Source organism: Galbitalea sp. SE-J8 (assembly GCF_030345695.1).
GTDB lineage: Bacteria > Actinomycetota > Actinomycetes > Actinomycetales > Microbacteriaceae > JAUASV01.
Genome location: NZ_JAUASV010000026.1, coordinates 1 through 23,333 on the forward strand (window position 1 = coordinate 1; position 23,333 = coordinate 23,333).

At 71.8% G+C, this 23,333-nt stretch carries 23 protein-coding genes, 1 other RNA gene and 1 pseudogene; 17 read left to right on the forward strand and 8 right to left on the reverse strand.

Annotated elements, in window-relative coordinates:
- Positions 1-201: 201 nt before the first annotated feature.
- The 8 genes and pseudogenes from QT381_RS13950 (at position 202) to QT381_RS13980 (ending at position 4,813) form a co-directional block, all read left to right on the forward strand.
- On the forward strand, positions 202-621 hold the full coding sequence (locus QT381_RS13950; RefSeq protein WP_289249645.1) for a hypothetical protein: 420 nt from the start codon (positions 202-204) through the stop codon (positions 619-621).
- A gap of 732 nt (positions 622-1,353) precedes the next feature.
- Positions 1,354-1,527 carry a hypothetical protein gene (locus tag QT381_RS13955; RefSeq protein ID WP_289249646.1) on the forward strand — a complete coding sequence of 58 codons (174 nt, stop codon included), beginning with the start codon at positions 1,354-1,356 and terminating at the stop codon, positions 1,525-1,527.
- A gap of 7 nt (positions 1,528-1,534) precedes the next feature.
- A complete protein-coding gene (locus QT381_RS13960) occupies positions 1,535-1,918 on the forward strand; it encodes a TadE/TadG family type IV pilus assembly protein (protein ID WP_289249647.1) in 384 nt (127 codons plus the stop codon).
- The gene (locus tag QT381_RS13965; RefSeq protein ID WP_289249648.1) at positions 1,893-2,354 is read left to right on the forward strand and encodes a hypothetical protein; all 462 of its coding nucleotides are present in this window, start codon (positions 1,893-1,895) and stop codon (positions 2,352-2,354) included. Before QT381_RS13960 ends, QT381_RS13965 begins: the two co-directional genes overlap by 26 nt.
- Complete coding sequence (locus QT381_RS13970; protein WP_289249649.1) at positions 2,351-2,851, forward strand: pilus assembly protein TadG-related protein; 501 nt, start codon at positions 2,351-2,353, stop codon at positions 2,849-2,851. The genes QT381_RS13965 and QT381_RS13970 overlap by 4 nt, the downstream gene beginning before the upstream one ends.
- Positions 2,852-2,920: 69 nt before the next feature.
- A pseudogene (locus QT381_RS15805) lies at positions 2,921-3,133 on the forward strand (sigma factor); the annotation flags it as partial.
- Between the two features lie 178 nt (positions 3,134-3,311).
- Entirely contained in the window at positions 3,312-3,455 is a 144-nt protein-coding gene (locus tag QT381_RS15810; RefSeq protein WP_502877549.1) for a hypothetical protein, read from the forward strand.
- Positions 3,452-4,813: a hypothetical protein gene (locus QT381_RS13980; protein WP_289249651.1), complete on the forward strand. Its 1,362-nt coding sequence runs from the start codon at positions 3,452-3,454 to the stop codon at positions 4,811-4,813. The genes QT381_RS15810 and QT381_RS13980 overlap by 4 nt, the downstream gene beginning before the upstream one ends.
- Before the next feature lies 1 nt (position 4,814).
- Here the strand turns inward: QT381_RS13980 and QT381_RS13985 are convergent, their stop codons facing one another.
- Positions 4,815-6,032 (reverse strand): MFS transporter, encoded by a 1,218-nt coding sequence (locus QT381_RS13985; protein WP_289249652.1) that lies wholly within the window; start codon positions 6,030-6,032, stop codon positions 4,815-4,817.
- Between QT381_RS13985 and QT381_RS13990 the strand changes: the two genes are divergently transcribed.
- Together QT381_RS13990 and prfB are read left to right on the forward strand one after the other, a co-directional pair.
- On the forward strand, positions 6,031-6,276 hold the full coding sequence (locus QT381_RS13990; protein ID WP_289249653.1) for a hypothetical protein: 246 nt from the start codon (positions 6,031-6,033) through the stop codon (positions 6,274-6,276). The genes QT381_RS13985 and QT381_RS13990 overlap by 2 nt on opposite strands.
- Positions 6,277-6,289: 13 nt before the next feature.
- Positions 6,290-7,396 (forward strand): peptide chain release factor 2, encoded by a 1,107-nt coding sequence (gene prfB / locus QT381_RS13995; RefSeq protein ID WP_289249654.1) that lies wholly within the window; start codon positions 6,290-6,292, stop codon positions 7,394-7,396.
- Between the two features lie 42 nt (positions 7,397-7,438).
- Here prfB and QT381_RS14000 read toward each other — a convergent pair whose 3' ends face one another.
- Positions 7,439-8,269: an SDR family oxidoreductase gene (locus QT381_RS14000; RefSeq protein WP_289249655.1), complete on the reverse strand. Its 831-nt coding sequence runs from the start codon at positions 8,267-8,269 to the stop codon at positions 7,439-7,441.
- A 273-nt stretch (positions 8,270-8,542) separates the two neighbouring features.
- Here QT381_RS14000 and ftsE point away from each other — a divergent pair, with 273 nt between their 5' ends.
- The 6 genes from ftsE to pdxH all read left to right on the forward strand — a co-directional run bounded on the left by ftsE (position 8,543) and on the right by pdxH (position 13,893).
- Positions 8,543-9,283, forward strand: a complete 741-nt coding sequence (ftsE, locus tag QT381_RS14005) for a cell division ATP-binding protein FtsE (RefSeq protein ID WP_289249656.1) — start codon at positions 8,543-8,545, stop codon at positions 9,281-9,283.
- Entirely contained in the window at positions 9,280-10,203 is a 924-nt protein-coding gene (gene ftsX, locus QT381_RS14010; protein ID WP_289249657.1) for a permease-like cell division protein FtsX, read from the forward strand. The genes ftsE and ftsX overlap by 4 nt, the downstream gene beginning before the upstream one ends.
- A gap of 831 nt (positions 10,204-11,034) precedes the next feature.
- Positions 11,035-11,511 (forward strand): SsrA-binding protein SmpB, encoded by a 477-nt coding sequence (smpB, locus tag QT381_RS14015; RefSeq protein WP_289249658.1) that lies wholly within the window; start codon positions 11,035-11,037, stop codon positions 11,509-11,511.
- A gap of 443 nt (positions 11,512-11,954) precedes the next feature.
- Positions 11,955-12,521 carry an ABC transporter ATP-binding protein gene (locus tag QT381_RS14020; protein WP_289249681.1) on the forward strand — a complete coding sequence of 189 codons (567 nt, stop codon included), beginning with the start codon at positions 11,955-11,957 and terminating at the stop codon, positions 12,519-12,521.
- A 201-nt stretch (positions 12,522-12,722) separates the two neighbouring features.
- Positions 12,723-13,098, forward strand: a transfer-messenger RNA (tmRNA) gene (ssrA, locus tag QT381_RS14025).
- A 144-nt stretch (positions 13,099-13,242) separates the two neighbouring features.
- Entirely contained in the window at positions 13,243-13,893 is a 651-nt protein-coding gene (pdxH, locus tag QT381_RS14030) for a pyridoxamine 5'-phosphate oxidase (protein WP_289249659.1), read from the forward strand.
- 20 nt (positions 13,894-13,913) lie between these two features.
- On the opposite strand, the gene QT381_RS14035 is transcribed toward pdxH, so the two are convergent.
- Both QT381_RS14035 and QT381_RS14040 read right to left on the reverse strand, forming a co-directional pair.
- Complete coding sequence (locus tag QT381_RS14035; RefSeq protein ID WP_289249660.1) at positions 13,914-14,609, reverse strand: RraA family protein; 696 nt, start codon at positions 14,607-14,609, stop codon at positions 13,914-13,916.
- A gap of 122 nt (positions 14,610-14,731) precedes the next feature.
- Positions 14,732-15,832: a 3-deoxy-7-phosphoheptulonate synthase gene (locus QT381_RS14040; RefSeq protein WP_289249661.1), complete on the reverse strand. Its 1,101-nt coding sequence runs from the start codon at positions 15,830-15,832 to the stop codon at positions 14,732-14,734.
- Between the two features lie 302 nt (positions 15,833-16,134).
- On the opposite strand from QT381_RS14040, the gene QT381_RS14045 reads away from it, so the two are divergent.
- Positions 16,135-16,557 (forward strand): VOC family protein, encoded by a 423-nt coding sequence (locus QT381_RS14045; protein WP_289249662.1) that lies wholly within the window; start codon positions 16,135-16,137, stop codon positions 16,555-16,557.
- 537 nt (positions 16,558-17,094) lie between these two features.
- Here QT381_RS14045 and QT381_RS14050 read toward each other — a convergent pair.
- From QT381_RS14050 to QT381_RS14065, 4 genes are all read right to left on the reverse strand, one after another.
- A complete protein-coding gene (locus QT381_RS14050) occupies positions 17,095-18,120 on the reverse strand; it encodes a TIGR03617 family F420-dependent LLM class oxidoreductase (RefSeq protein ID WP_289249663.1) in 1,026 nt (341 codons plus the stop codon).
- 110 nt (positions 18,121-18,230) lie between these two features.
- Positions 18,231-19,550 carry a glycosyltransferase family 4 protein gene (locus QT381_RS14055; RefSeq protein WP_289249664.1) on the reverse strand — a complete coding sequence of 440 codons (1,320 nt, stop codon included), beginning with the start codon at positions 19,548-19,550 and terminating at the stop codon, positions 18,231-18,233.
- 59 nt (positions 19,551-19,609) lie between these two features.
- Complete coding sequence (locus QT381_RS14060) at positions 19,610-21,832, reverse strand: glycoside hydrolase domain-containing protein (protein WP_289249665.1); 2,223 nt, start codon at positions 21,830-21,832, stop codon at positions 19,610-19,612.
- Positions 21,833-21,939: 107 nt separating this feature from the next.
- Complete coding sequence (locus tag QT381_RS14065; protein WP_289249666.1) at positions 21,940-23,238, reverse strand: MFS transporter; 1,299 nt, start codon at positions 23,236-23,238, stop codon at positions 21,940-21,942.
- Positions 23,239-23,333: the final 95 nt, after the last annotated feature.

The window sequence follows — 23,333 nt, forward strand, 5'->3', positions numbered from 1 at the left end:
GAGACACGTCGAGGTCCTCGGTCCGGAATCAGCGGTTGGCGCTACTGATCCTCGGAGACCTCGACCCCTACCCGCCGACCATCACCCAGCGAGCCCCACCCCCACCGAATGTCCGAAGAGCCCGTTTCGCCGATGAATATGTTGCTGTTACGTCGCCAGAATCTCGTGACGTCCTCCGCCTCGCGGCGAAAGAATTCCGCCGTGGCCGGTGTGAGCATCATGATTGGCGTAGTGATTGCTTCAACTGGTTGCGCGAAACAAGATGTTCAGCCGGTTAGCGCTAGTGCCGCGATTCAAGCTGTCGAAGATGGTGCCGAGGATCTGAGCACTTTGACCAGCATGTCTGATTTCAGGGATTGGTGCGAACATTGGGCTAGCGATCGATCGATGTGTCGAATATCCTTGAAAGCGGGAATAAAGAGTCTGCCAGTGACAGAAACGGCTTCTTCGGAGGTGCGTTCAACCTCGTCGGGAGGCAAGGTGGTCACGGTCACAGGTACTCTCGCGAACAAGGAGGCGTTCAGCAGTGAGGTCGAGGTCGTGCGGGATGCGGACGGTTCCGTTCGAGCCGTCGACCCCGTCTATTGGGTCCCTCGCGTGATCGAGGGATCGAACGAGTGAGTGTTCGTTAGCGTGATCGGACGCCGCCCGGGACCATCTGTTCCGCTTACGCGGAGGAGATAGTTTCGGGCGGTGCCTCATTTGCACCAAGGGCGCGTTTCCGATTACCTGACGTCGCTTCGTGGCGGACCCAGTGCCGCGGGTCGAACGTTCTCGTTCTCGTTCTCGTCCGGCATTTTCGCAGCAGGTCAACGGCGCGAATATCGTGGAGTCGTCGTCACCTTCGGAGGGCGGTGATTTCGATCGGCGATGCTCCCGTCGGGGAGAGGAGGGTGCTGGTCGTCGCCGTTACCGAAAGCCAGACACGTCGCAACCGGACAAATCTGGATTTCACAGAAGGGTCTTCGTCGCACTCGACCGATGGAAGCCGACTGCGAGGGCGCGCTCGCGCGATGTCCACGAAGGCGCCTAGTCAATCGAGGATGTCCAGTGCGCCGGGAGTAGCGCGGGCCTCGTGATCGACTGGCTCGCGTAGCCCTTCAATTTCTGGCGAACACTCCGCTCTTGCGAACACTCCGCGCTCTCGCCCTGGCGATCGGACCAGGTCCATCCCCCGCTTCGCGATGGCGGCGACAAACGGGCGATGAGCCCGTAGGGCCCGGTTCGGACCGGTGCCCTGGTGGATCACGTGTGCGCGTCGAACGCTGTGGGCTGTGGAGAGCGCGCACCCCTCCAACGGGGGTCGCGGCATGATCCTGCGCATCCTCGCTGATCGACCCTTCGGGAGGTGCCGTGTCGCGCATCCGCTCCGTCCTATCCCGCCTCGACGATGATCGCGGCGACGTTCCTGGCTGGGTGCTCATCACCCTCATGACCGCGGGCCTGGTGATCGTGATCTGGGGCCTCGCCGGGCCGGCGCTCAGCGGTGTGTTCCAGCAGGCGATCGACCGCGTCACCGGGTTCTGACCGCGAGATGCGGGCAGCGGATGACGCGGGCAGCGCCCCCGCGGAGTTCGTCATGGTCGCGGGCCTGCTCGTCGTGCTCACGCTCGGCGTGCTGCAGCTCGGGCTCGCCCTGCACGTGCGCAACACGGTCATCGACGCGGCGGCCGAGGGCGCCCGCTACGGCGCGCTCGCCGGCAACACCATCGCCGACGGCGCTGCCCGCACGCGGGACCTGATCGGCACGGCGCTCGGCCCGGACTACGCGCGCGACGTCACCGCGACCCGCACGGACGAGAGCGGCATCCCTGTCGCTGAGGTCACCGTGCGCACGCCGCTGCCACTGCTCGGGCTCATCGGCATCGGCGACGGCCTGGAGGTGAGCGGGCATGCGGCGGTCGAGGTCGTGCGCTGACGGGCGACGGCGCGACGACACGGGATCGGCGTCGATCGAGCTCATCACCGCGGGCGTGCTGCTGCTCGTGCCGCTCGTCTACCTCGTGCTCGTCGTCTCCGCGGTGCAGGGCGCGGCGCTCGCCGTCGAGGGCGGCGCCCGGCAGGCGGCGCGCGTGTTCGTGCAGCAGGCGGATGCGGCGTCGGCCCGAGCGGCGGCGCAGCGCGCCGTCGACCTCGCGCTCGACGACTTCGGGCTCGACTCCGGGTCGGCGCGGGTGGAGGTGGCGTGCAGCGAGCCCGACTGCCTCGCGAGCCGGTCGTTCGTGACGGTGCGGGTGCGGGCATCCGTCGCCCTGCCGCTCGTGCCGCCGGTGCTGCGGTTGAACGTCGCTACCGCGGTGCCGGTGGGTGCGAGCGCGACCGAGCAGGTGTCGAGGTTCCGGAGCGACGGATGACGCGGGCGGCCCGCGCGCGGACGTCCTGCTCGGCGCGCAGTGGGCGCATCCGCGCGGCGCTCGGCGCGGACGAAGGCTCGATCCTGCCGCTCGTGGTCGCGTGCGCGGCGCTCGCGCTCGCGGTCGTGTTCCTCGCGACGGCCGCGACGAGCCTCTACCTGGAGCGCAAGCGGCTGTTCACGGTCGCCGACGCCGCCGCGCTCGTCGGTGCCGAGTCGTTCGCCCTCGACGACGTGCACGCCGACGGCGGGCAGCTCGCGGTCGGGCTCGACAGCGCCGAGGTGCGCGCGGCCGTGCTCGACTACCTCGCCGAGCGCTCGACCGGGGCATCCGCCGCGCAGGCCTTCGACACGCTGACCTGCGATGAGGCGGTCGCCGACGGCGGCTCGGCGCGCGTCACGCTCTCGGCGCGCTGGCGGCCGCCCGTGCTCGCGCCGCTCGTGCCCGACGGCATCGCGGTGACGGTCACGTCGACGGCGCGCTCGGTGCTGCGCTGATCAGATCCGCGTGATGTTGCATCACTTCTCGCCGCGTCATCCGTCATAGTTCTCGAGAGGCGGTGACGGATGACGCGATGGCGAGCCGACGAGCGGTACACCGCGCTCGTCGCCGAGCGTGGCGCCGCCCTGCTGCGCCTCGCCGTGCTCATGACGGGCAACCGGCACGACGCCGAGGACGTCGTGCAGGGCGTGCTGATCGCCGCGGCGTCCGCGTGGCCGGTGGCGCAGCCCGTCGCCTACCTCAAGCGCGCCGTCGCCAACCGGTCGATCGACGTCATCCGCAAGCGGCGCGACGTGCTCACGGATGCCCCTCCCGAGCGTCCCGTGGACGACGCGGGCTACCTGCGCCACGACGAGACGCGCGCGTTCTTCGAGCTCGTGCGCGCTCTGCCCGAGCGGCAGCGCGGTCGTCGTGCTGCGCTACCACGCCGACCTCTCCGACGCCGTCATCGCCCGGATGCTCGACATCTCGATCCACACCGTGCGCAGCCAGGCGCAGCACGCGTTCGCGACCCTCCGCGCGGCGCTCGACCCGCCGGCTGAGGAGCGCGCGAGCGCAGCGAGCCCGCGTCTCGAAGCCCTTCGGAAGGAGCAGTCATGAGCCCCATCGACACTCCGGAAGACGGCTTCGCCCGTCTGCGCGACCCGCGCGAATGGGACCTCGCGCTCGAACCGCGAGCGGATGCGGTGGTCGGCCATCCCGCGTCGGGCGCCCGTACGCTCCGCCGTCCCCTCGTCGCGTGGTCGGTCGGCGTCGGAGCGACGGCGGCTCTCGCCGTTCTCGCGCTCGTGGTCGGCCTCGGCATCCGCGACGCGCGCGAGGTGACGCCGCCCGCGGTAGCACCCGTGCCGTCCGAGACCGCGACGCCCGCGCCGAGCGCGACGCCGACGCCCAGTTCGACGCCGACAGGCTCGGCCCCGCCCGACGCCGATCCCCGCACGTCGATCGCGGACGAGACCTCGTGCCGCGCGGTGCTGACCGGCGACGCCGACGCCCAGGCGTGGATCGATCCGCTCGAGTTCGTCGCGAACTACCCGGACATCAAGAAGGATGAGGTCGACAACGGGGTCTACCCGTTCATCCAGTCGGGCGGCCTCGTGTGCGCGTGGAGCACGTCCTCGGCGATGGAAGTCAGCGGAGTGATGGCGTCGGGCGCCATCTCGGCAGCGGACGCCGCATCCCGTATGGCGGCGCTCGACGCCGAGGGAATCGACTCCCGCCAGGAGGACGGCTGGATCCGGTACGACGAGCGCGAGGGCTATCCGGGCGGCTACGCGTTCGCCGACGGCTTCTGGGTATGGGTGTTCGTGAACGCGGAGCCTGGCACGGATGAACCCGACTTCCTCGCCGACGTGGTCGCGAACCAGGACCGCATCCGTCCGCTTGTCATCCCGAACACGACCGGCACCGCCGTGGCCGATGACCCGGATGCCGCGGCGACGCCCGCGAATCCGCCCTACCTGACGAGCGAGGGGCTCGGTCCCCTGCGTATCGGGCAGCCGATCCCGGACGACAACGGCTTCGTCACGTGGGATTCTTCCGGATGCTCAGCCGGTCACGGCCTGTTCACCCCCATGGGTGACTTCGCAACGGGTGGGGGAGACGACGGCGGCGGGCCGGCGTTCACCGTGCGCATTGACGGAGGTGAGAAGGCGAGCCCACTCGAATTCATCGTGGTGCGGGACGAGCGCATCCCGACGAAGTCGGGCATCCGAGTCGGTGACTCGGAAGCACGCGTGAAGGCGACCTACGACTCGTTCGACGCGGTCGAGGAGACGAACGGCGAGCGCCTCTACGTCATCGAGGGCGCAGCCGGCAAGGTCGTCATCGACGTCAGCACCGGCCACTGGGACACGGCGGCCGCGGGCACTGTCGTCGCGATCGCGGTGGTGCCGATCGACGCGTCGCTCGGAGCGCCGGGCGCGCCGACCGACGCCTGGACACCGTGCCAGGCGTGACTCACGCCCGCGGCCGGCGTGGCGCGTAGCGGTACAGGAAGCCCGCGCCCACGACCCCGACGACGCCGACCGTCGCCACGGCCACCGGCAGGGCGATCGCGGCGGTGATCGTCGCGACGAGCACCGACGCGAGCGCGCCGCCCGAGTCGGTCTGGAAGCGCCAGGCGCCGAGGAAGGTCGCCGGATGCCGCGGGTCCGACAGGTCTGCGCCGAGCGTCATGAGGATGCCGGCGCCGAGCCCGTTCGCGAGCGAGCACGCGAGCGCGATGCCGATGAACCAGCCGAGCCGGGCGTCGAGGTCGTGCGTGACCGACAGCACGAGGAAGCACAGCGCGAGCCCGAGCGTCGAGGGCACGGCGGTCCAGACCCGGCCGAAGCGGTCCATGAGCTGGCCGCCGGCGTAGAACAGGGCGACGTCGACGGCGCCCGCGATGCCGATGATGACCGAGGTGTGCACCTCGTTCAGCCCGATGCTCACCGCCCAGAGCGGCAGCACGACGCCGCGGCTCGCGCGCAGCGCCGCGAGCGCCATCGCGCCGACGCCGATCGTGCCGTGAATGCGGCGGTTGGCCCACAGGGTCGCGGCCAGTCCGCGGTGCTCGAACTCGGCATCCGTCGCGCGGTCCAGGCGGAGCGCGGTGATGCGCTCGGTCGGGTCCTTCTGCACGATCAGCAGGATGAAGGCGGCCGTGACGCACACGAGGTGCACGACGAACGCGAGCTCCGTGACGCCGGTGAGGCCGATGACCGCGGCGCCGAGGAACGGCCCCACGAGGTAGCCGAAGCGGAACGTGCCGCCGAGGGTCGACAGCGCCCGGGCGCGGTGCGTGATCGGCACGAACGTGGTGAGGAACGCGTGCCGCGCGAGCGCGAAGATCGCGGTCGCGAGGCCGACGAGCAGGATGCCGCCGCCCAGCACCCACGGGTTCGGCGCGAGGAGCGCGATGACGAGGCCGATCGCGGCGACCACGCTCGCGCCGAGCATCGCCCGGCGCTCGCCGAAGCGGTGGATGAGGCTGCCGCTCGGCACGTCGCCGAGCAGGTTGCCGACGGTGATCATCGCGGCGACGAAGCCCGCGGCGGCGAGGCCCGCGCCCCGGTCGCCCGCGATCGCCGGCAGCACCGGGATGATCGCGCCCTCGCCGATCGCGAACAGCACCGTCGGGGCGAGGGCGGGGAGGACGATCGAGCGGAAGCGGAACGGGGCGTCGATCGTCATGGCTTACCTCACGGTACGCCAACCGTGGTCTCGAGACGCGACGCTCGCTGCGCTCGCGGCGCTCCTCGACCGGCGGCGGCGAGCGCCGCTCGCGCCGGCGGCGCTCCTCGACCGGCGGCGCTTCTCGACCGGCGGCGGCGAGCCCTACCCGCGCCGGCGGCGTTCCTCGACCGGCGGCGGCGAGCGCTGCCCGCGCCGGCGGCGTTCCTCGACCGGCGGCGGCGAGCGCTTCCCGCGCCGGTAGGCTGTACGCCGCCATGGAACTCGACATCTCCGAGCGGCTCGCGTCGCTGCGCTCCACTCTCGACGACATCACCGCAGTGGTCGGCGTCGACCGGCTGCGCGGGGAGATCGCCGACCTCAGCGAGAAGGCCGGCGCGCCCGACCTCTGGGACGATCCCGAGTCGGCGCAGAAGGTCACCTCCGCGCTCAGCCACGCGCAGACCCAGCTCAAGCGCGTCACCGACCTCGAGAGCCGTCTCGACGACGTCGAGGTGATGGCGGAGCTCGCGCGCGAGGAGGATGACGCTGCCGCGGCATCCGAAGTCCTCGCCGAGATGGACGCGATCCAGACCGTGCTCGACGAGCTCGAGGTGCAGACGCTGCTGAACGGCGAGTACGACTCGCGCGGGGCCGTGGTCACCATCCGCTCGGGCGCCGGCGGCGACGACGCCACCGACTTCGCGGAGATGCTCATGCGCATGTATCTGCGCTGGGCGGAGAAGCACAAGTACCCGGTCAAGGTCATGGACACCTCCTACGCGGAGGGCGCCGGCATCAAGTCGGCGACGTTCGAGATCGACGCGCCCTACGCGTTCGGCACGCTCAGCGTCGAGGCCGGCACGCACCGCCTCGCGCGCATCAGCCCGTTCGGCGGCGCCGACAAGCGCCAGACGAGCTTTGCGGCCGTCGAGGTCATCCCCGTCATGGAGGAGGCCCAGCAGGTCGAGGTGCCGGAGGGCGACATCCGTGTCGACGTGTTCCGGTCGTCCGGTCCCGGCGGGCAGAGCGTCAACACGACCGACTCGGCCGTGCGCATCACCCACCTGCCGACCGGCATCGTCGTCTCGATGCAGAACGAGAAGAGCCAGATCCAGAACCGGGCGGCCGCGATGCGCGTGCTGCAGACCCGCCTCATGCTGCTGCAGCGCGAGGAGGAGGCCGCGAAGAAGAAGGAGCTCGCCGGCACCATCACCGCGAGCTGGGGCGACCAGATGCGGTCGTACTTCCTCTACGGCCAGCAGCTCGTCAAGGACCTCCGCACCGGCTTCGAGGTCGGCAACCCGGCCACCGTCTTCGACGGCGAGCTCGACGGGTTCATCAACGCCGGCATCCGCTGGCGCAAGACCGCCGAGAACGCCTGACCCGCGCCGTCAGCGCCCGACGCGGGTCGGCATCCGCGGCGGTCAGCCCTGGGCGAGCTCGGCGACGCGCTGCCAGGTGTCCCAGGTCGCGATGCGCGACGCGTAGTCGGCCTTCGCGATCTCGATCGGACGCGTCCCGAAGAACACCCGCAGCGGTGGCTCGGCCGCATCGACCACCTCGAGCAGCGCCCGAGCGGATGCCGCCGGGTCGCCCGCGCCCGCGGCGGACTGCTGAGCGCGCTGCTGCGCCCGGCGCTCCCGCGCGGCGTCGTACGCGGGCAGCGGCGTCGCGTGCTTCGCACTCGGACCCGACCAGTCGGTCGAGAAGCCGCCAGGCTCGATGAGCGTCACGTGCACGCCGAACTCGGCGACCTCCTGCGCGAGCGCCTGGCTGAAGCCCTCGAGCGCCCACTTCGACGCGTGGTAGGCGGACAGGTTGGCGAAGGCGGAGACGCCGCCGATCGATGAGACCTGCAGGATGTGGCCCGCGCCCTGCGAGCGCAGGATCGGAAGAGCGGCCTGCGTGATCCAGATCGCTCCGAAGACGTTCGTCTCGATCTGGGCCCGCAGCTCGTGCTCGCTGAGCTCCTCGGCCATGCCGAACTGCCCGTAGCCGGCGTTGTTCACGACGACGTCGAGACGCCCGAACGCCTCGTGCGCGCGCTGCACGGCGGCGAAGCCGGCGGCGCGATCGGTGACGTCGAGCTCGATCGGCAGGAACGCGTCGCCGAAACGCTCGACGATGTCCTGCAGGGTGGCGGTGTCGCGCGCCGTGCCCGCGACCCGGTCGCCGCGCTCGAGCGCGGCGAGGGCCCACTCGCGACCGAAGCCGCGCGAGGTGCCCGTGATGAACCAGTTCTTCTGCTCTGTCATGCCGTCAGCCTAGCGGAGGCAGCCTCCGGTACACCGGGCGGCGGGTGTGTGCGCTCGCGCCCGGTGCACGGACTCCCGGGTGCGCGGACTCCCGAGGTGCGCGAACTCCCAGGGTGCGCGTGCTCACGCCCGGTGCGCGAACTCCCGAGTGCGCGAACTCCCTGGGCGCGCGAACTCCCTGGGCGCGCGAACTCCCTGGGTGCGCGAACTCCCAGGGAGTGCGAGCGCGTCGCTCCGCGGCATCCGTTGCGAGCGCGCCTAGCGTGGAGCGCGATGATCCGCTTCGACTCCGTCAGCAAGTTCTATGCCGGCAACAGCCGTCCCGCGCTCGGCGACGTCAGCCTCGAGGTGAACAAGGGCGAGTTCGTGTTCCTCGTCGGTGCCTCAGGCAGCGGCAAGTCGAGCTTCCTGCGCCTCGTGCTCAAGGAGGAGAAGCCGTCGCGCGGCCAGATCCACGTGCTCGGGCAGGAGCTCAGCCGCATGTCGAATCGCAAGGTGCCCTACTTCCGGCGCAACCTCGGCGTGGTGTTCCAGGACTTCCGCCTGCTGCCGCAGAAGAACGTGTTCGACAACGTCGCCTTCGCCCTCCAGGTCATCGGCCGCAGCGCGGGCTTCATCCAGGAGGCGGTGCCGGACGTGCTCAAGATGGTCGGACTCGCCGGCAAGAGCGGCCGGTTCCCGCACGAGCTGTCGGGCGGCGAGCAGCAGCGTGTCGCGATCGCGCGCGCCATCGTCAACAAGCCCGCCATCCTGCTCGCGGACGAGCCGACGGGCAACCTCGACCCGTCTACGTCGGCGGGCATCATGACGTTGCTCGAACGCATCAACCTCGGCGGCACGACGGTCGTGATGGCAACGCACGACGCCGGCATAGTCGACCAGATGCAGCGGCGCGTCATTGAGCTCATCAGCGGGCAGATCGTGCGTGACGAACGCCGCGGCGGGTACCAGACCCAGGCGATCCCGGTTCAGGGCTTCGGCCTTGGCGGTGCCGCGGGCGGGGTCACCGCGTGAGACTCCGCCTGGTGCTGCGCGAGGCCGCGTCGGGTCTGCGCCGCAACGTCTCCATGGTCATCTCCGTCGTGCTCGTCACGTTCATCTCGCTGACCTTCGTGGGCGCGGCGATCCTGCTGCAGTTCCAGATCGGGCAGATGAAGGGCTACTGGTACGACCGCGCGCAGGTCGCCGTCTACCTGTGCACCGTCAATGACAGCGGCGACCCGTGCGCGGGCACCGAGACCACCGACGACCAGAAGGCCGCGATCCAGGCGCAGCTGGACTCGGACGCGCTCAAGCCCTACGTCAAGAACGTGCAGTTCGAAGACCACAAGCAGGCCTACGACAACTTCAAGCAGCAGTTCTCCGACTCGTCGATCTCGGACTACCTCACCCCCGACCTGCTGCCGGAGAGCTTCCGCGTGCAACTCGTCGACCCATCCCAGGCGGCCGTGATCGTCGAGGCGATCAATGGGCTCCCGGGCGTGCAGTCCGTCGACGACCAGCGGCAGTACCTCGACCAGATCTTCGCGATCCTCTCGGCCGCGTCGTACACCGCCGTGGGCCTGGCCACCCTCATGCTCGTCGCGGCCGTGCTGCTCATCGCCACCACGATTCGTCTGTCCGCGTTCTCGAGGCGGAGAGAGCTCGGCATCATGCGGCTCGTCGGCGCGTCTAACCGGTTCATCCAGACACCGTTCATCCTCGAGGGCGTGTTCGCGGCGGTCATCGGGTCGGTGCTCGCGAGTGGGGCGATCGTCGCGATCGTGCAGTTCTTCGTTCGCGGCTACCTGCGCCAGGCCCTCGGTGCGACCTCGACCGTCGCGCTCATCGGGGTCGGGGACGCGTTCATCGTCGTACCGATCCTCATCGTCGTCGGCGTCGTGCTCGCGGCGGCGTCCGCGGGCTTCGCGATCAGCCGGTACCTGCGCGTCTGAGCGGCCGGGTTCGCGTATCGCGCGGGCCGGGCTGCGGTGCTGCGCCTCGGGTGGCCGGGCCGCGGCTGCCGGGCTGCGCGGCGGGCGTTCAGCCCGGCTGCCGGGTCGCGGGGCAGGTGTGCCGCGTGCCGCCAATCGGCACGGAGGGGCACTGCGCGGCGGATGTTCTGCCCGACGGACGTTTTTTGCGCGGCGGGCGCGTTGTGCGGCGGGCGTTTGTTCGGCACCAGTTCAGAACTCCTGAGAAATCGCATGGGTGCGTTCCCCGAGTCCGCGGCGCCGCCGAGTTTTGGGGGCCGTACCGAGGGGCACCCGAAATTCCTCCGGAGTTCTGAACGGGGCGGACCCGCGCATGACGGGCACCGGCGGCCTCGGGGGACACCGGCGGCCCCGGGCGGTGGGTTGGGCGGCGTCGGGCGGTGGATTGGGCGGCGTCGGGCCGCAGGGTCGCGGGCGTCGGGGCGGTGGGGCCGCCTATCCGCCTGCCCGCCGTTGAGAACTCCTGAGAAATCTCATGGGTGCGTTCCCCGAGCCCGCGGCGCCGCCGAGATTTGGGGGGCGCGCCGAGGGGCACCCAAAACTCCTCCGGAGTTCTGAACGGGGGCGGACCGGCGCATGACGGGTACCGGCCGGCGGCCTCGGGCGATCACCGGCGGCGTCGAGCGGTGGCGCGGGGTTTCGGGCAGCGCGCCGTGATCGTCGGGCGGTGGGGGGTTGGGCATTGGGTGGGACGTCGCGATCGTCGGGTGGGCGCGTGGACACGGCGCGCGGCGTCCGCGGTAGACTCGACGGCTGCCCGAATCCGGGTGCGCGTTCGCGAGAGGGGGAGTCATGCCGAAGGAACAGGGCGAGCGGGTCGTCGCGACCAACCGTCGTGCCCGCCACGACTATCTCATCGAGGACACTTTCGAGGCAGGCCTCGTGCTCTCCGGCACTGAGGTGAAGTCACTGCGCGAGGGCCGGGCGTCGCTCGTCGACGGCTACGGCTTCATCGACGGCGGCGAGGCGTGGCTCGATTCCGTGCACATCCCGGAGTGGGGCTCCGGCTCGTGGACGAACCACGCGACCCGCCGCAAGCGCAAGATGCTGCTGCACAAGGCGCAGATCATCAAGATCTCGCAGAAGGTCGCGCAGGGCGGCTACACGCTCATTCCGCTGCGGATCTACTTCCACGACGGCCGCGCGAAGGTCGAGCTCGCGATCGCGAAGGGCAAGCGCGAGTACGACAAGCGTCAGGCGCTGCGCGAGCGCCAGGACCGGCGCGAGGCCGAGCGCGCGATCGCGACCCGCAGCGACCGCGGCGAGTAGGCCCGACGCTCACTCCGAGCGCGTTGCCCAGCGTCGGTCGTCACCCGAGCGCGTTGCCCAGCGTCGGTCGTCACCCGAGCGCGTTGCCCAGCGTCGGTCGTCACCCGAGCGCGTTGCCCAGCGTCGGTCGTCACTCCGAGCGCGTCGCCCAGCGCCAGTCGTCACCCGAGCGCGTTGCCCAGCGCCGGTCGTCATCCGAGTGGGTTGCCCGTCGACGGTCACCCGATCGCGCTGCCCACGGGTTGCCGCTTGCTCGAGCGCGTGCGCCCAGGCTTCACTCGTCCGAGCAAATTGCCGGGCGCCCAACCTCGCCCGAGCGCGTTTCCCAGGGGATGTCTCTCACCCGAGCGAGTTACCCGAGATCGGCCGGAATTCCGGCACGTTTCGAGTAACTCGCTCGGGTTGCGGGCGCGGAACCGCTCGCGATCGTCGACGACTACGACCTGACCCTCGAGGCCGGTGTCATGCACTGCCTCGCCGAGCGGTCCGGGTCGGGCAAGACGAGCATCCTGCGGGTCGCGGCCGGGCTCGTGCCGCCGACGACCGGCAGCGTGAGCTGGGCGGGTGATGAGATCACCGGGCTCTTGGACGATCTCGTCACCCGCCGGCGGCGGGCCCACGTCGGATACCTCGACCAGGGCGGCGTGCTCGTGTCCGGACTCTCCGCGCTCGAGAACGTGCTGCTGCCGGCGGTGCCCGACCGCCGCACGCGCCAGCTCGCCGATCGCGCGCGCGAGCTGCTCGACCGGCTCGGCGTCGGCGCGCGCGCCGGGCACCGGCCCGAACGCCTCTCCGGCGGCGAGCGCCAGCGCGTCGCCCTCGCCCGGGCGCTGCTGCGGTCGCCCGCGGTCGTGATGGCCGATGAGCCGGCGGCGAGCCTCGACCGGGCGAGCGCGGATGCCGTCATCCGCATCCTGCGCGACCTCGCCGACGACGGCACGACCGTGCTCGTGGCCGCGCACGACCCGGTGCTCATCGAGACGGCCGACGGGGTGACTCGACTCGACTGAACCGATCGCGAGCGAACCGATCGCGAGCGGATCGGGAACGAGGTGCCTCACATAGGAATGCCCGCGAAATCGGGAATGGCGCGCGGCGGCCGGAGGTTCTAAGCTGGTGAGCCGCCCACGGGCGGTGCGGCAGCGGCATCCGTTCGGTGCACCTGCCTTGACAATTCCACAGCGCGCGACAGCGACCCCTTCCGGCCGCATGGGGATGATCGGTTTCGACATCGTCTGCACAACCACGAGAAGCGGGTCGAGGATCCAGGGTTATCTCGTTAACGATCTCTGGAAAACACAAGTGCCAATTACAAGCGCACTGACCTCGCCCTTGCTGCCTAAGCAAGCGCACACATGAGGTCTGTCGGCCCGGGGAGGCCTCGTACCCGGGTTCCGGCATCATCTTGCGAGGCTTGCTGGACGGCGGCGCCGAAGCGCCGTCCGGGACTTTCACTTCGACTGGGCTCGTCGACCTAGCTGCTCATGGCAAAGGTCGGAGCCGAGCAGAACGCTTTCATGAGCTACACCCGTAGAAGGCGCGGGACTGGAGCGATGGACCGGGGTTCGATTCCCCGCATCTCCACCATCGAGCGCCGCGGAGGGCGCTGTCGCGCACTGAGGGATGCTGCTGCTGATCCCCGCGATCGCCGCCGATCCCCGCGATCGCCGCTGATCCCCGCGATCGCCGCCGATCGCGCACCGGTCGGGCGATCGCGGGCACGATGGGTGCATGACCGACCCACTCGTGCGCCGCACGGACTATGCGCTCGGCGCGCTCGCCGAGGCGGACCTCGACGCCGACCCGCTCGTGACCGCGCGTCGCTGGCTCGCGGATGCCGCATCCGCCGAGTCCGCGGTCAGCGAGCCGAACGCGATGGTCGTCTCGACCGTCGACCCGGACGGCGACCCGAGCAGCCGCACGGTGCTGCTGCGCGGCCTCGACCGCGGTCTCGTGTTCTTCTCGCACCGCACGAGCGAGAAGGGCCGGGCGATCGCGGCGCATCCGGTGGTCTCGCTGCTGTTCCCGTGGTATCCGCTGCAGCGGCAGCTCATCGTGCGCGGCACGGTCGAGCCGACGACGGATGCCGAGAGCGACGCCTACTGGACCTCGCGACCGTGGGGCTCGCGCACGAGCGCGCGGGCGAGCCGCCAGTCGGAGCCGATCGCGTCGCGCGCGGCGCTCGAGGCGGCGATGGACGCGGAGCAGCGGGCGCATCCGGAGGGCGGGGCCGTGCCGCGGCCGGCGGAGTGGGGCGGGTTCCGCGTCATCCCGTCGCGCATCGAGTTCTGGCAGGGCCGCCGCTCGCGCCTGCACGACCGCGTGCGCTTCTCGCGCGCGGCCGAGGGGGAGCCCTGGGAGGTCGTGCGCCTGCAGCCGTGACGCGACCCGCGAGGGATGCGTCAGACCTCGATCGCGCCGCCGCGCGCGGCGAGGTGCGCGCGCAGGGTCAGGGCCGGGTCGGATGCCTGCGCCGCGCGATAGCCGGCGAAGTCAAGCTGCTCGCGCAGGCTCGTGCCGGACCGCATCCGCTCGGCCTGCGCCGCCTCGGTCGCGACGATCGCGCGCGCCGCCCCGACGAGGTCGTCGACGGATGCCGCGCGCGCGACGAGCACGCCGTCGTCGTCCGCGAAGACGACGTGCGCATCCGTCACGACGACACCGTCGAGCACGGCCGTGCGCAGGGCGCGCCCGGCGGGCGGCACGCGCAGCGGCCCGGTGGAGCGCGCACCGACACTGTGCACGGGCAGCCCGATCTCGCGCAGCTGCGCGGTGTCGCGGTGCCGCCCCCAGACGACGATGCCCGCGAGCCCGGCGCGCTCCGCCTCGAGCACGAGCAGGTCGCCGACGCACGCCTCGTCGTCGCGTCCGCCGTTGTCGACGACGAGCACGGCGCCGGCCGGCGCGTCGTCGATCGCCTCGAGGATCACATCCACGCTGCCGAGGTGGGTGACGGGCGCGGCGACCCCCGCGAAGGTCCGTCCCGGGAGCACGGGCGTCAACGCGGCAGGGGCGTGGCCGACGGGCACGCCGAGCCGCAGGGCTGCGTCGGCGATCGCGGCGGTCGGCAGGGCGGGCACGGATGCTGCGTCACTCATGGGATCACGCTCCCAGATCGTGCGCGACTCGTCTGTGCGGGGTTCCTCCAGGATCGCGCGGCCGTTTCGCGAGATGCTCCACACCCGAATGCCGTGCCTCGCGAACCGGACCACCGCGAGATCTACCGCGCGACGAGCACCGGTGCGGCCGTGCGGCGCTCGACGGCGGCCGCGAGCTCGCCCAGCAGCGTCGCCGTGTCCGCCCAGCCGATGCACGCGTCGGTCACCGAGCGCCCCACGACGAGCGGCACGGCGTCGAGCTCCTGCCGTCCCTCGACGAGGAAGCTCTCGATCATGACCCCCGCGATCGGATCGCCCGCCGCGACCTGGTCGGCGAGCTCCCGCACCACCTCGACCTGACGCTCCCACGACTTGCCGCTGTTCGCGTGGCTCGCGTCGACCACCACCCGCGGTGCGAAGCCGGCCCGCGCGACGCGGGCGGCGGCATCCGTCACCGAGGCGCTGTCGGAGTTCGGGCCGCCGCGTCCGCCGCGCAGGATGACGTGCACCGCCTCGTTGCCGAGCGTCGAGACGATCGCGGCGCGCCCCTCGTCGTCGGTGCCGAGGAACACCTGCGGGCGGCTCGCCGCCGTGCAGCCGTCCACGGCCACCTGCAGGTCGCCGTCCGTGCCGTTCTTGAAGCCGACCGGCATCGAGAGCCCGCTCGCGAGCTGCCGGTGCACCTGGCTCTCCGTCGTGCGCGCGCCGATGGCGCCCCAGCTCACGGCATCCGCGATGTACTGCGGCGTGGTCGGCTCGAGGAACTCGCACGCGACCGGCAGCCCGGTGTCGAGCACGTCGAGCAGCAGGCGGCGGGCGATCGCGAGCCCGTCCGCGACGCGGTGCGAGCCGTCGAGGTGCGGATCGTTGATGAGGCCCTTCCAGCCGTCCGTCGTGCGCGGCTTCTCGAAGTACACGCGCATGACGACGAGCAGGCGGTCGCGGTGCCGCCGGGCGACGGCGGCGAGACGGCGGGCGTACGCGAGCGCCGCATCCGGGTCGTGCACGCTGCACGGGCCGACGACCACGAGCAGGCGGTCGTCGCGGCCGGCGAGCACGTCCGCGATCTCGCGGCGGCTGCGCGCCACGAGCGCGGCACGGATGTCGCCGAGCGGCAGGCGCGCGGTGAGGTCGCGCGGGCGCGGCAGCGGCTCGAACCCCGCGATGCGCAGGTCGGAGGTGGACGTCGGCGTCGTGGACGGCGCGGCGAGGGTGGTGCTCATGGTCGGGCTCCCGGGTCTGCGGCGGGACCCGAGCGAGCCACGCCTGTTAAGGACGAAGGGCACGGATCGCTCCGTGCCCGTTGGCTCTGCTCCTCCGCGGTCAGCGCATGCGACCGTCGGCTCGAGGAGAGCCAACGTCATACGCATACCAGCGGAACTGCACGAGGCGACCGTAGCACGGATGCGGCGCTCACCGTCCACCGCGGCGTTCGCGGGGCGGCCACCCCGGTGTCGTGGGGCGGCTACCCCGGTGTCGCGGGGCGGCGCTAGCGTTGCCTCACCAGCCGACGAGGAGGCCGACCATGGCGACGCTCAACCCCTACCTGAACTTCCGCGACACCGCGCGCGAGGTGATCGAGTTCTACCGATCGGTGTTCGGCGGTGAGCTCACGATCTCGACGTTCGGCGAGTTCGGCATGACCGAGGACCCGGCCGAGGCGAACCGCGTGATGCACTCGCAGCTCACCACGCCGGCCGGATTCACGATCATGGCCGCCGACACCCCGAACCACATGGAGCTGCCGGCCGCGCCCACCGCGTCGGCGATCTCGATCAGCGGCTCGGCGGAGGAGTCCGCGGAGCTGCACCGGTACTGGGACGGTCTGCTCGACGGCGGCACGATCAGCGTGCCGCTCGAGCGTGCCCCGTGGGGCGACGAGTTCGGCATGCTCGACGACCGCTTCGGCATCAGCTGGCTCGTGAACATCGGCGGCGCGGCGGCGTAGCCAGGGCAGCGAGGCCACGCTCCCCGGTGGTCGAGGAGTGCCGGAGCGCAGCGAATCCGTATATTCCGGTGGTCGAGGAGTGCCCGAGCGCAGCGAGGACGCGGGCCCCGGTGGTCGAGGAGCGCCCGAGCGCAGCGAGGACGCGTCTCGAGACCATTCGCTCGTCACGCGGTTCCGCGGGTGGTCTCGAGACGCCGGCTCGCTGCGCTCGCGGGCTCCTCGACCAGCGGTGGGGCTCGGCCAGCGGGTGGGGTGCGGCGTCCCCCGGTGGTCGAGGAGCGCCCGAGCGCAGCGAATCCGTATATTCCGGTGGTCGAGGAGCGCCCGAGCGCAGCGAGGACGCGTCTCGAGACCATTCGCTCGTCACGCGGTTCCGCGGGTGGTCTCGAGACGCCGGCTCGCTGCGCTCGCGGGCTCCTCGACCAGCGGGTGGTCTCGACCAGCGGTGGAGCTCGACCAGCGGGTGGTCTCGAGACGCCTGCTCGCTGCGCTCGCGGGCTCCTCGACCAGCGGGTGGGCTCGACCGGCGGGGCACGGTCAGGGCGCGAGGGCGCGCGCCCAGTCCGCGGGCCGCACTCCCGCGGGCAGGCCGACGGCGGCGCGGTCGATGAGGCCCGCGTAGCGGTGCTCGATCGCGGGCAGCACCTCGTCCGGTGCGGCGACGATCGCGAACGCTCCGAGCACGTCGTCGTCGATCAGGTCGGCCATGCGCCGCCACGCGTCCGGGTCGCGGCTCACGCTGAGCGCGTGCAGGGCGTCGGCGAGCTCGCCGCAGCCGTGCAGCTCGAGCACGCCGCGATACGCCGGGGTGGACCCGTAGAAGGCGATCTGCGATCGCACCTGGTCCGCGGCGGCGGCGCGATCCGCATCCGTCGCACCGCTCACCACGAACGGCGGAGCGCTGACGACGAAGTCCGCGCGGTCGCGCCCGGCCGCCGCGAGCCCCTCGTCGACCGCGGGCAGCAGCACCTCGGCCAGGTACCGCGGGGTCGAGAACGGATGCACGAGCACGCCGTCCGCGTGCCGGCCGGCGGTGTGCGCCATCCGTTCGCCGACCGCGGCGAGGTGGATCGGCGGCAGTCCGTGCGGCGCTGGGCCGGGGGAGAACGCCGGCGTCATGAGCGTGTGGCGGTAGAACTCGCCGTCGAAGCGCAGCCGCTCGCCGGTCTGCCACGACGACCAGATCGCGCGCACCGCGGCGATGAACTCGGCCATGCGCGCGGCCGGGCGCGACCACGGCATCGAGAAGCGCCGGATGATGTGCGCTGCGACCTGGGTGCCGAGGCCGAGCGAGAAGCGTCCGCCGGACAGGTCGGCCAGGTCCCGGGCGGCGACCGCGACCGTCATCGGGTTGCGGGCGAACGCGACGGCGATCTGGGTGCCGACCTCGGCGCGCTCGGTGGCGAGGGCGACGACGGTCGCGCTCACGAACGCGTCGTGGGTGAGCTCGGTGACGTGGATGCCGCCGTACCCCAGCCGTTCGAGCTCTCGGGCCTGGCGGGCCATGTCGGCGTGGGCGACCGGGTGACCCGTCTCGCCGCCGACGACCGTGTCGAAGCGCATGTTCGTAGGGTAGCGAGCCGGCCCGCCGCGCGTGGTCTCGCGGGGCCGCGTTCGGTTCGCGAGTGGCGAGTGGTCGCGACGCAGGCGACCGCTCGGGCGGGAACGCGGCGCTACATCGGCAGGCGGATGGGCTCCGTGCGCGGGGCGGTGACGTTGCGCTGGGCGCGCTCGAGGCCCGCCATCATCCGGTCGAAGACCACCTCGCGGTCGAACTGCAGCGCGAACGCGCGTGCCGCGGTCTCACGCTCGAGCAGCTCGGTCGGCGAGAGCGCGAAGACCCCGTCGAGCGCCGCCGCGATCGCGTCCGGGTCGTCGACCGGCACGATCGTCGCCGTGTCGCCGACCGCCTCGAGCACGCCGCCCGTGTCGGTCGTGATCACCGGGCCGCCGCCCGCGAGCATCTTCTCCGCGAGCGCGATGCCGAACGTCTCGACGAACTCGGGCAGCGGCTTCGTCGGCAGCGCATAGGCCGCGCAGCCGGCCATCAGGTACGGCTTCTCGGCGTCGTCGACGTCCGTCAGGAACTCGATGCGGTGGGCGACGGATGACGCGGCCGCGTGGTCCCGCAGAGCCCGTTCCGAGGGTCCCCGGCCCGCGATCACGAGTCGCACGTGCTCGGGGACCGCGGAGAGCGCGAAGCCGTCGATGAGATCGTCGACGCCCTTGGCATCCGTCAGCCGGGAGAGGAACAGCACGTAGCCGTCGCGCTCGAGCCCGCGCGCCGACAGCACCCGCTCGAACTCGGCCGGGTCGAGGTCGAGGTAGGCGCTCGTGTCGATCGCGGGGTACGAGACGTCGACGCGCTTCGCGAGCTGGGGTGCGAACCGGGTGCCCGCGGCCTCGTCGAGCTCGACCGCCGAGGACAGGATGAGCTCGCGCGTGTACTCGGAGACCGCGACGAGGTGATCCTGCCCGAGGTAGCTCGCGAGGATCTGCGCGGCCGCACCCATCTCGCCCTTCGCGACGCACGAGCGCACGACGTTCGTGACGTCCGAGCCGACCGCCTCGGCGACCGTGGACACGTCGACCGGAAGGCCGGTGGACCAGGCGGTGCGCACGGCATCCGACACTGCGAGCGTGTGCGGGGAGAGGTAGAGCGAGATGCACGTGGTGGGCACGCCGTCGGTGAACAGCTCGACGAGACGGCCGACCACCCCCGAGTAGTAGCGCGCGTCGACGACCTTGTAGTCGCCGACCGGCTCCGGGCGCTCGACGGTGATGCCGGGGCTGTACGGCAGTACGCGATCGAGCGGCTTGAGCGGCAGGCCGGCGGCCTGCAGCCGCTCGATCGGCCAGGTGACGATGCGCACGTCGGTGAAGCCGCGGGTGAGTGCGACCTCGGCGAGGTTGCGGGCCTCGACGCTGTGTCCGCAGATCACCGGATCGGCGCGCACGACGATGACGAGTCGGCGATCGGTCTGGTTCGGCATGGCGGGCCCCCTCGGTGGCGGATCGGGTGGGTCGGGTCGGTGGGAATCGGTGCGCCGCGTCAGCGCGTTTCGACGGCGGAGCGGTCAGTGTAGGTCACGGATGTGGACGGCGGTCGACCGGCGCGCCCCCAGTCCGACGGGGCGGGGCCGAGGTCGATCTCGAGGCGGCCCCCGCGGTGCAGCTCGTCGCCGCGGATGAAGCTCCGGTCGAGCGGCGCGCCGTTGAGCCGGGCGGACTGCACGTACTGCACGGGACCCCCGGGCACGGGCTCGACGAACCCGGTCGTCTCGATGACGAAGGCGCCGTCGGCGAGGCGCAGGCGGCTCTCCGCGAACGACGGGGCGTTCACCAGGAACAGGTTCTGCCCGGCGACCGGGAACAGCCCGAGCGAGGCCCAGACGTAGAACGAGGAGAGGCCGCCCGAGTCGTCGTTGCCCGGCAGCCCGCCGCGACCGGTGCCGAACTGCTCGTGCACGATCGCGTGCACGACCTCGGCCGTGCGGTCGGGGCGGCCCGCCCAGTGGTAGGCCCACGGCGCCTCCATGTCGGGCTCGTTGTTGAGCCCCTCGAAGCGGCCGAGCGCGTACCCGGTCTTCAGCTCGTCCGCGCCCGGGCGCACGCCGGGCTGCACCACGGCATCCGCTCCGTAGCCGAAGAACCGGTCGAGCAGGGCGATGAACGCCTCGTCGCCGCCCGCGAGCGCGATGCGCGCGGCCATGTCGTGCACGAGCCGGAAGGAGTAGTTGTACTTCGTGCCCTCGTAGAACGTCGAGTCCTTGAGCAGACCGGTCGCCGGGTCGAACGCGTTCACCCAGCGCTCGGCGAGCGGCGCGAACTCGCGCAGCACGGCGGTGTCGCCGACCTGCGCGGCGACCTTCGCCGTGCACCAGTAGCCGAACGCGATGTCGAGCGTGTGGCTGATCGGCTCGGCGGTCCCGGTCAGCAGGAAGTCCTCGCCGTAGGTGCGCCGCAGGTCATTGTGCATGTGCACGAGGGCGGAGTCCCAGTCGATGCCCGTCATGCCGAGCTGGCAGAGATCGGCGAGGAAGGTGTGCGCGAGCGCGCTGCCCTGGCGGGCGAAGCGGTCGGAGCCCTTCGCCATCCGGTATCCGATCGGGAAGTTGCCCTCCTCCTCGCAGATGGTCAGCAGCGCGTTCGCGAGCTCGACGGCGCGCTCGGGCTGCAGCGCGGTGAGCAGCGGCAGCTGGGTGCGGTAGATGTCCCACATCGTGGAGATGTCGAAGACGAACGGGCCGGAGCGCGGCCAGAACGGGCTCTCGTCGGGCGCGAGGCACGGCTTGATGAGCGAGTGGTAGAGGGCCGTCGAGAACACGGTCTGCCGCGCGGGCGACGGCGTGTCGACGGTGATCGCCTGCAGCTGCTTCTTCCACACCTTCGCGGTCTTCGTGCGGCGCGAGGTGAAGTCGCGGTCGCCGTCCGCGTAGAGGTTCTCGCGCGCCTGCTGGGGGCCGCGCAGCGAGAACCCGAAGCGCAGCTCGACGCTCTGCCCGGGCTCGCTCGGTCCCGCCCACATCAGGCCGAAGGTGCGCAGCGTCGTCGGGCGGATGTAGTCGAAGTCGAGTCGGGTGCCGCCGGGCATGAGCCGCCGGTCGTACCAGAGCATCTGGCGCCAGGCGTCGGCGTCGCACTCCACGTAGACCGCGAGCGGGGCGCCCTCGACGACGATCTCGCCCTGCGCGACGCCCGGGCCGACCTGCTCGAGGTGCGCCCGCAGCGGCGTCGTCACGCCGTACGGGATCGCGAGGCCGCCGAGCGAGAAGTCGATGACGACCCGCGCGTCGTGGTGGCGGGGGAAGGTGTAGCGGTGCACGGCGCTCTTCGGCCCGACCGTCAGCTCGGCGGTGACGCCCGAGCCGAGGCGTCCCGCGTACCAGCCGGGCTCGGCCTCCTCGTCGGTGAGCGGCCAGAGCGTGCCGAGGGCGTCGAGCGGCTCGAGCATCGGCGTCACGCGGAAGTAGTTGTAGTACTTGCGGATGGCGCCCGTCCCGGACTGCTGGAAGTGCGTGAACCCGCTCGCGAGCTGCTCGTCGTGGATCGTCGGCGGCACGCCCTCGGTGGCGAGGTCGTATCGCCCGTAGCCGGTCGGATAGGCGCCCGAGTACGCGCACGCGGACACCATGCCGAGCGGGTAGGTCGCCCCCGGGTGGGTGTTGCCGATCTGCGGCTTGGGCCACCACCAGGTCGCAGCGAGGCCGTCGGGTGCGGGCGCGGGGAGCGCCGTGGCCTCGGTTCCGATGAACGGGTCGACGCGCTCGATCACGAGCCCGACGCTAGCGCGGTCCGCGTTTCAGGCGCGTGAACGGGACCGTGCGGCGCGGCGCGGGCGGCCCGGCGCAGAGGGCGGCGCGGCGCGGGCGGCCCGGCGCGTCACGGGGTCGGGTGCGCGCCGTCGTAGCGGCGGAAGCCCGGGGATGCCCGCAGCAGCAGCGCGATGAGCGCGATGATCGCGAGCCCGCCGAGCACCGGCGGCGCCCAGATCGCGCCGGCGAGGGCGACGAGTCCCACGAACAGGTCGCCGAGGCGCGGGCCGCCGGCGACGACCGCGATGTAGATGCCCTGCAGCCGGCCGCGCATCGCGTCGGGCGCCGCGGACTGCATGATCGTCGCACGGAAGATCGCGCTCACGTTGTCCGTCGCACCGGAGAGCGCCATGAACAGCACGGCGAGGGCGAGCGGCACGAGCGCGACCGGGGCGGGAGCCGCATCCGTTCCGCGCGTCCCCGCGCCGAGCAGCACGAGGCCGAGCCCCAGGATGCTCCCGCCGTACCCCGCGATCGCCCACCCCACGGCGAGGCCGTGGCGACGGATGCCGGTGAGCCGTCCGCTGAACACGCTGCAGAGCAGCGCCCCCACCGCTCCGGCCGCGGTGAGCACGCCCACGGTCACCGAGCCGCCGCCGAGGACGAGCGTCGCGGCGGCGGGGAAGAGCGCGTGGGGTCGGCCGAAGGTCATCGCCACGAGGTCGAGGACGAACGACAGGCGCACGTTGCCGGCGGTGCGCAGGAAGGCGAGGCCGCGCCGGATCGACTCGAGCCCGGGCGCGTGCCGCTCGCCCTCCGGCGGCGCGGCGGGCAGCGACAGGATGCCCGCGAGCGACGCGAGGAACAGCACGACGTCGACGGTGTAGGTCCAGTCGTAGTCGATCGCGGCGACGAGCACGCCGCCGAGCGCCGGACCGACCGTGATGAACAGCCCGGTCGCGATGCCGTTGAGCGCGGCCATCGCGGGCAGCAGCTCGCGACGGATGAGGCGGGGCTCGAGCGCGCTGCGCGCCGTTCCCGAGACGGTCGTCGCCGCCGTGCCGACCGCCGTGAGCACGTAGAGCGACGCGACCGACTCCACGTTCAGCCAGGACAGCGCCGCGATGCCGATCGTCGCCGCCCACGCGACGAGCGCCGAGACGAGCAGCACGCGACGCCGGTCGAACGCGTCCGCGAGCATGCCGCCGTAGAGCCCGGCGAGGACCATCGGCACGAGCGCGACGACGCCGACGAGGGACACGGCGAACGTCGACGCCGTGAGGTCGTAGACCTCCAGGCCGACGGCGACGATCGTCAGCTGGGCGCCGATGCCCGAGATCGTGTAGCCCGCGAACAGCCGTGCGAACGCCGGTGACTCGCGCAGCGGGCGGAGGTCGACGAAGTGGGAGCGGCGGGGTTGTGACACGGGGATGAGAGCCTACCGGCGGCCGGAGTCGGCCGGGGCGACGCGTGCGCACGATTCGTGGCGTCTCTTGGCGGTTATGCGAGTCGTAACGAGCT

Coding starts and splice junctions, on each gene's coding strand:
- QT381_RS13960 (WP_289249647.1), top strand. CDS start 1,535: ATGCGGGCAGCGGATGACGCGGGCAGCGCCCCCGCGGAGTTCGTCATG.
- QT381_RS13965 (WP_289249648.1), top strand. CDS start 1,893: ATGCGGCGGTCGAGGTCGTGCGCTGACGGGCGACGGCGCGACGACACG.
- QT381_RS13970 (WP_289249649.1), top strand. CDS start 2,351: ATGACGCGGGCGGCCCGCGCGCGGACGTCCTGCTCGGCGCGCAGTGGG.
- QT381_RS15810 (WP_502877549.1), top strand. CDS start 3,312: ATGCTCGACATCTCGATCCACACCGTGCGCAGCCAGGCGCAGCACGCG.
- QT381_RS13980 (WP_289249651.1), top strand. CDS start 3,452: ATGAGCCCCATCGACACTCCGGAAGACGGCTTCGCCCGTCTGCGCGAC.
- QT381_RS13990 (WP_289249653.1), top strand. CDS start 6,031: ATGGCTTACCTCACGGTACGCCAACCGTGGTCTCGAGACGCGACGCTC.
- QT381_RS13985 (WP_289249652.1), bottom strand. CDS start 6,032: ATGACGATCGACGCCCCGTTCCGCTTCCGCTCGATCGTCCTCCCCGCC.
- prfB (WP_289249654.1), top strand. CDS start 6,290: ATGGAACTCGACATCTCCGAGCGGCTCGCGTCGCTGCGCTCCACTCTC.
- QT381_RS14000 (WP_289249655.1), bottom strand. CDS start 8,269: ATGACAGAGCAGAAGAACTGGTTCATCACGGGCACCTCGCGCGGCTTC.
- ftsE (WP_289249656.1), top strand. CDS start 8,543: ATGATCCGCTTCGACTCCGTCAGCAAGTTCTATGCCGGCAACAGCCGT.
- smpB (WP_289249658.1), top strand. CDS start 11,035: ATGCCGAAGGAACAGGGCGAGCGGGTCGTCGCGACCAACCGTCGTGCC.
- pdxH (WP_289249659.1), top strand. CDS start 13,243: ATGACCGACCCACTCGTGCGCCGCACGGACTATGCGCTCGGCGCGCTC.
- QT381_RS14035 (WP_289249660.1), bottom strand. CDS start 14,609: ATGAGTGACGCAGCATCCGTGCCCGCCCTGCCGACCGCCGCGATCGCC.
- QT381_RS14040 (WP_289249661.1), bottom strand. CDS start 15,832: ATGAGCACCACCCTCGCCGCGCCGTCCACGACGCCGACGTCCACCTCC.
- QT381_RS14045 (WP_289249662.1), top strand. CDS start 16,135: ATGGCGACGCTCAACCCCTACCTGAACTTCCGCGACACCGCGCGCGAG.
- QT381_RS14050 (WP_289249663.1), bottom strand. CDS start 18,120: ATGCGCTTCGACACGGTCGTCGGCGGCGAGACGGGTCACCCGGTCGCC.
- QT381_RS14055 (WP_289249664.1), bottom strand. CDS start 19,550: ATGCCGAACCAGACCGATCGCCGACTCGTCATCGTCGTGCGCGCCGAT.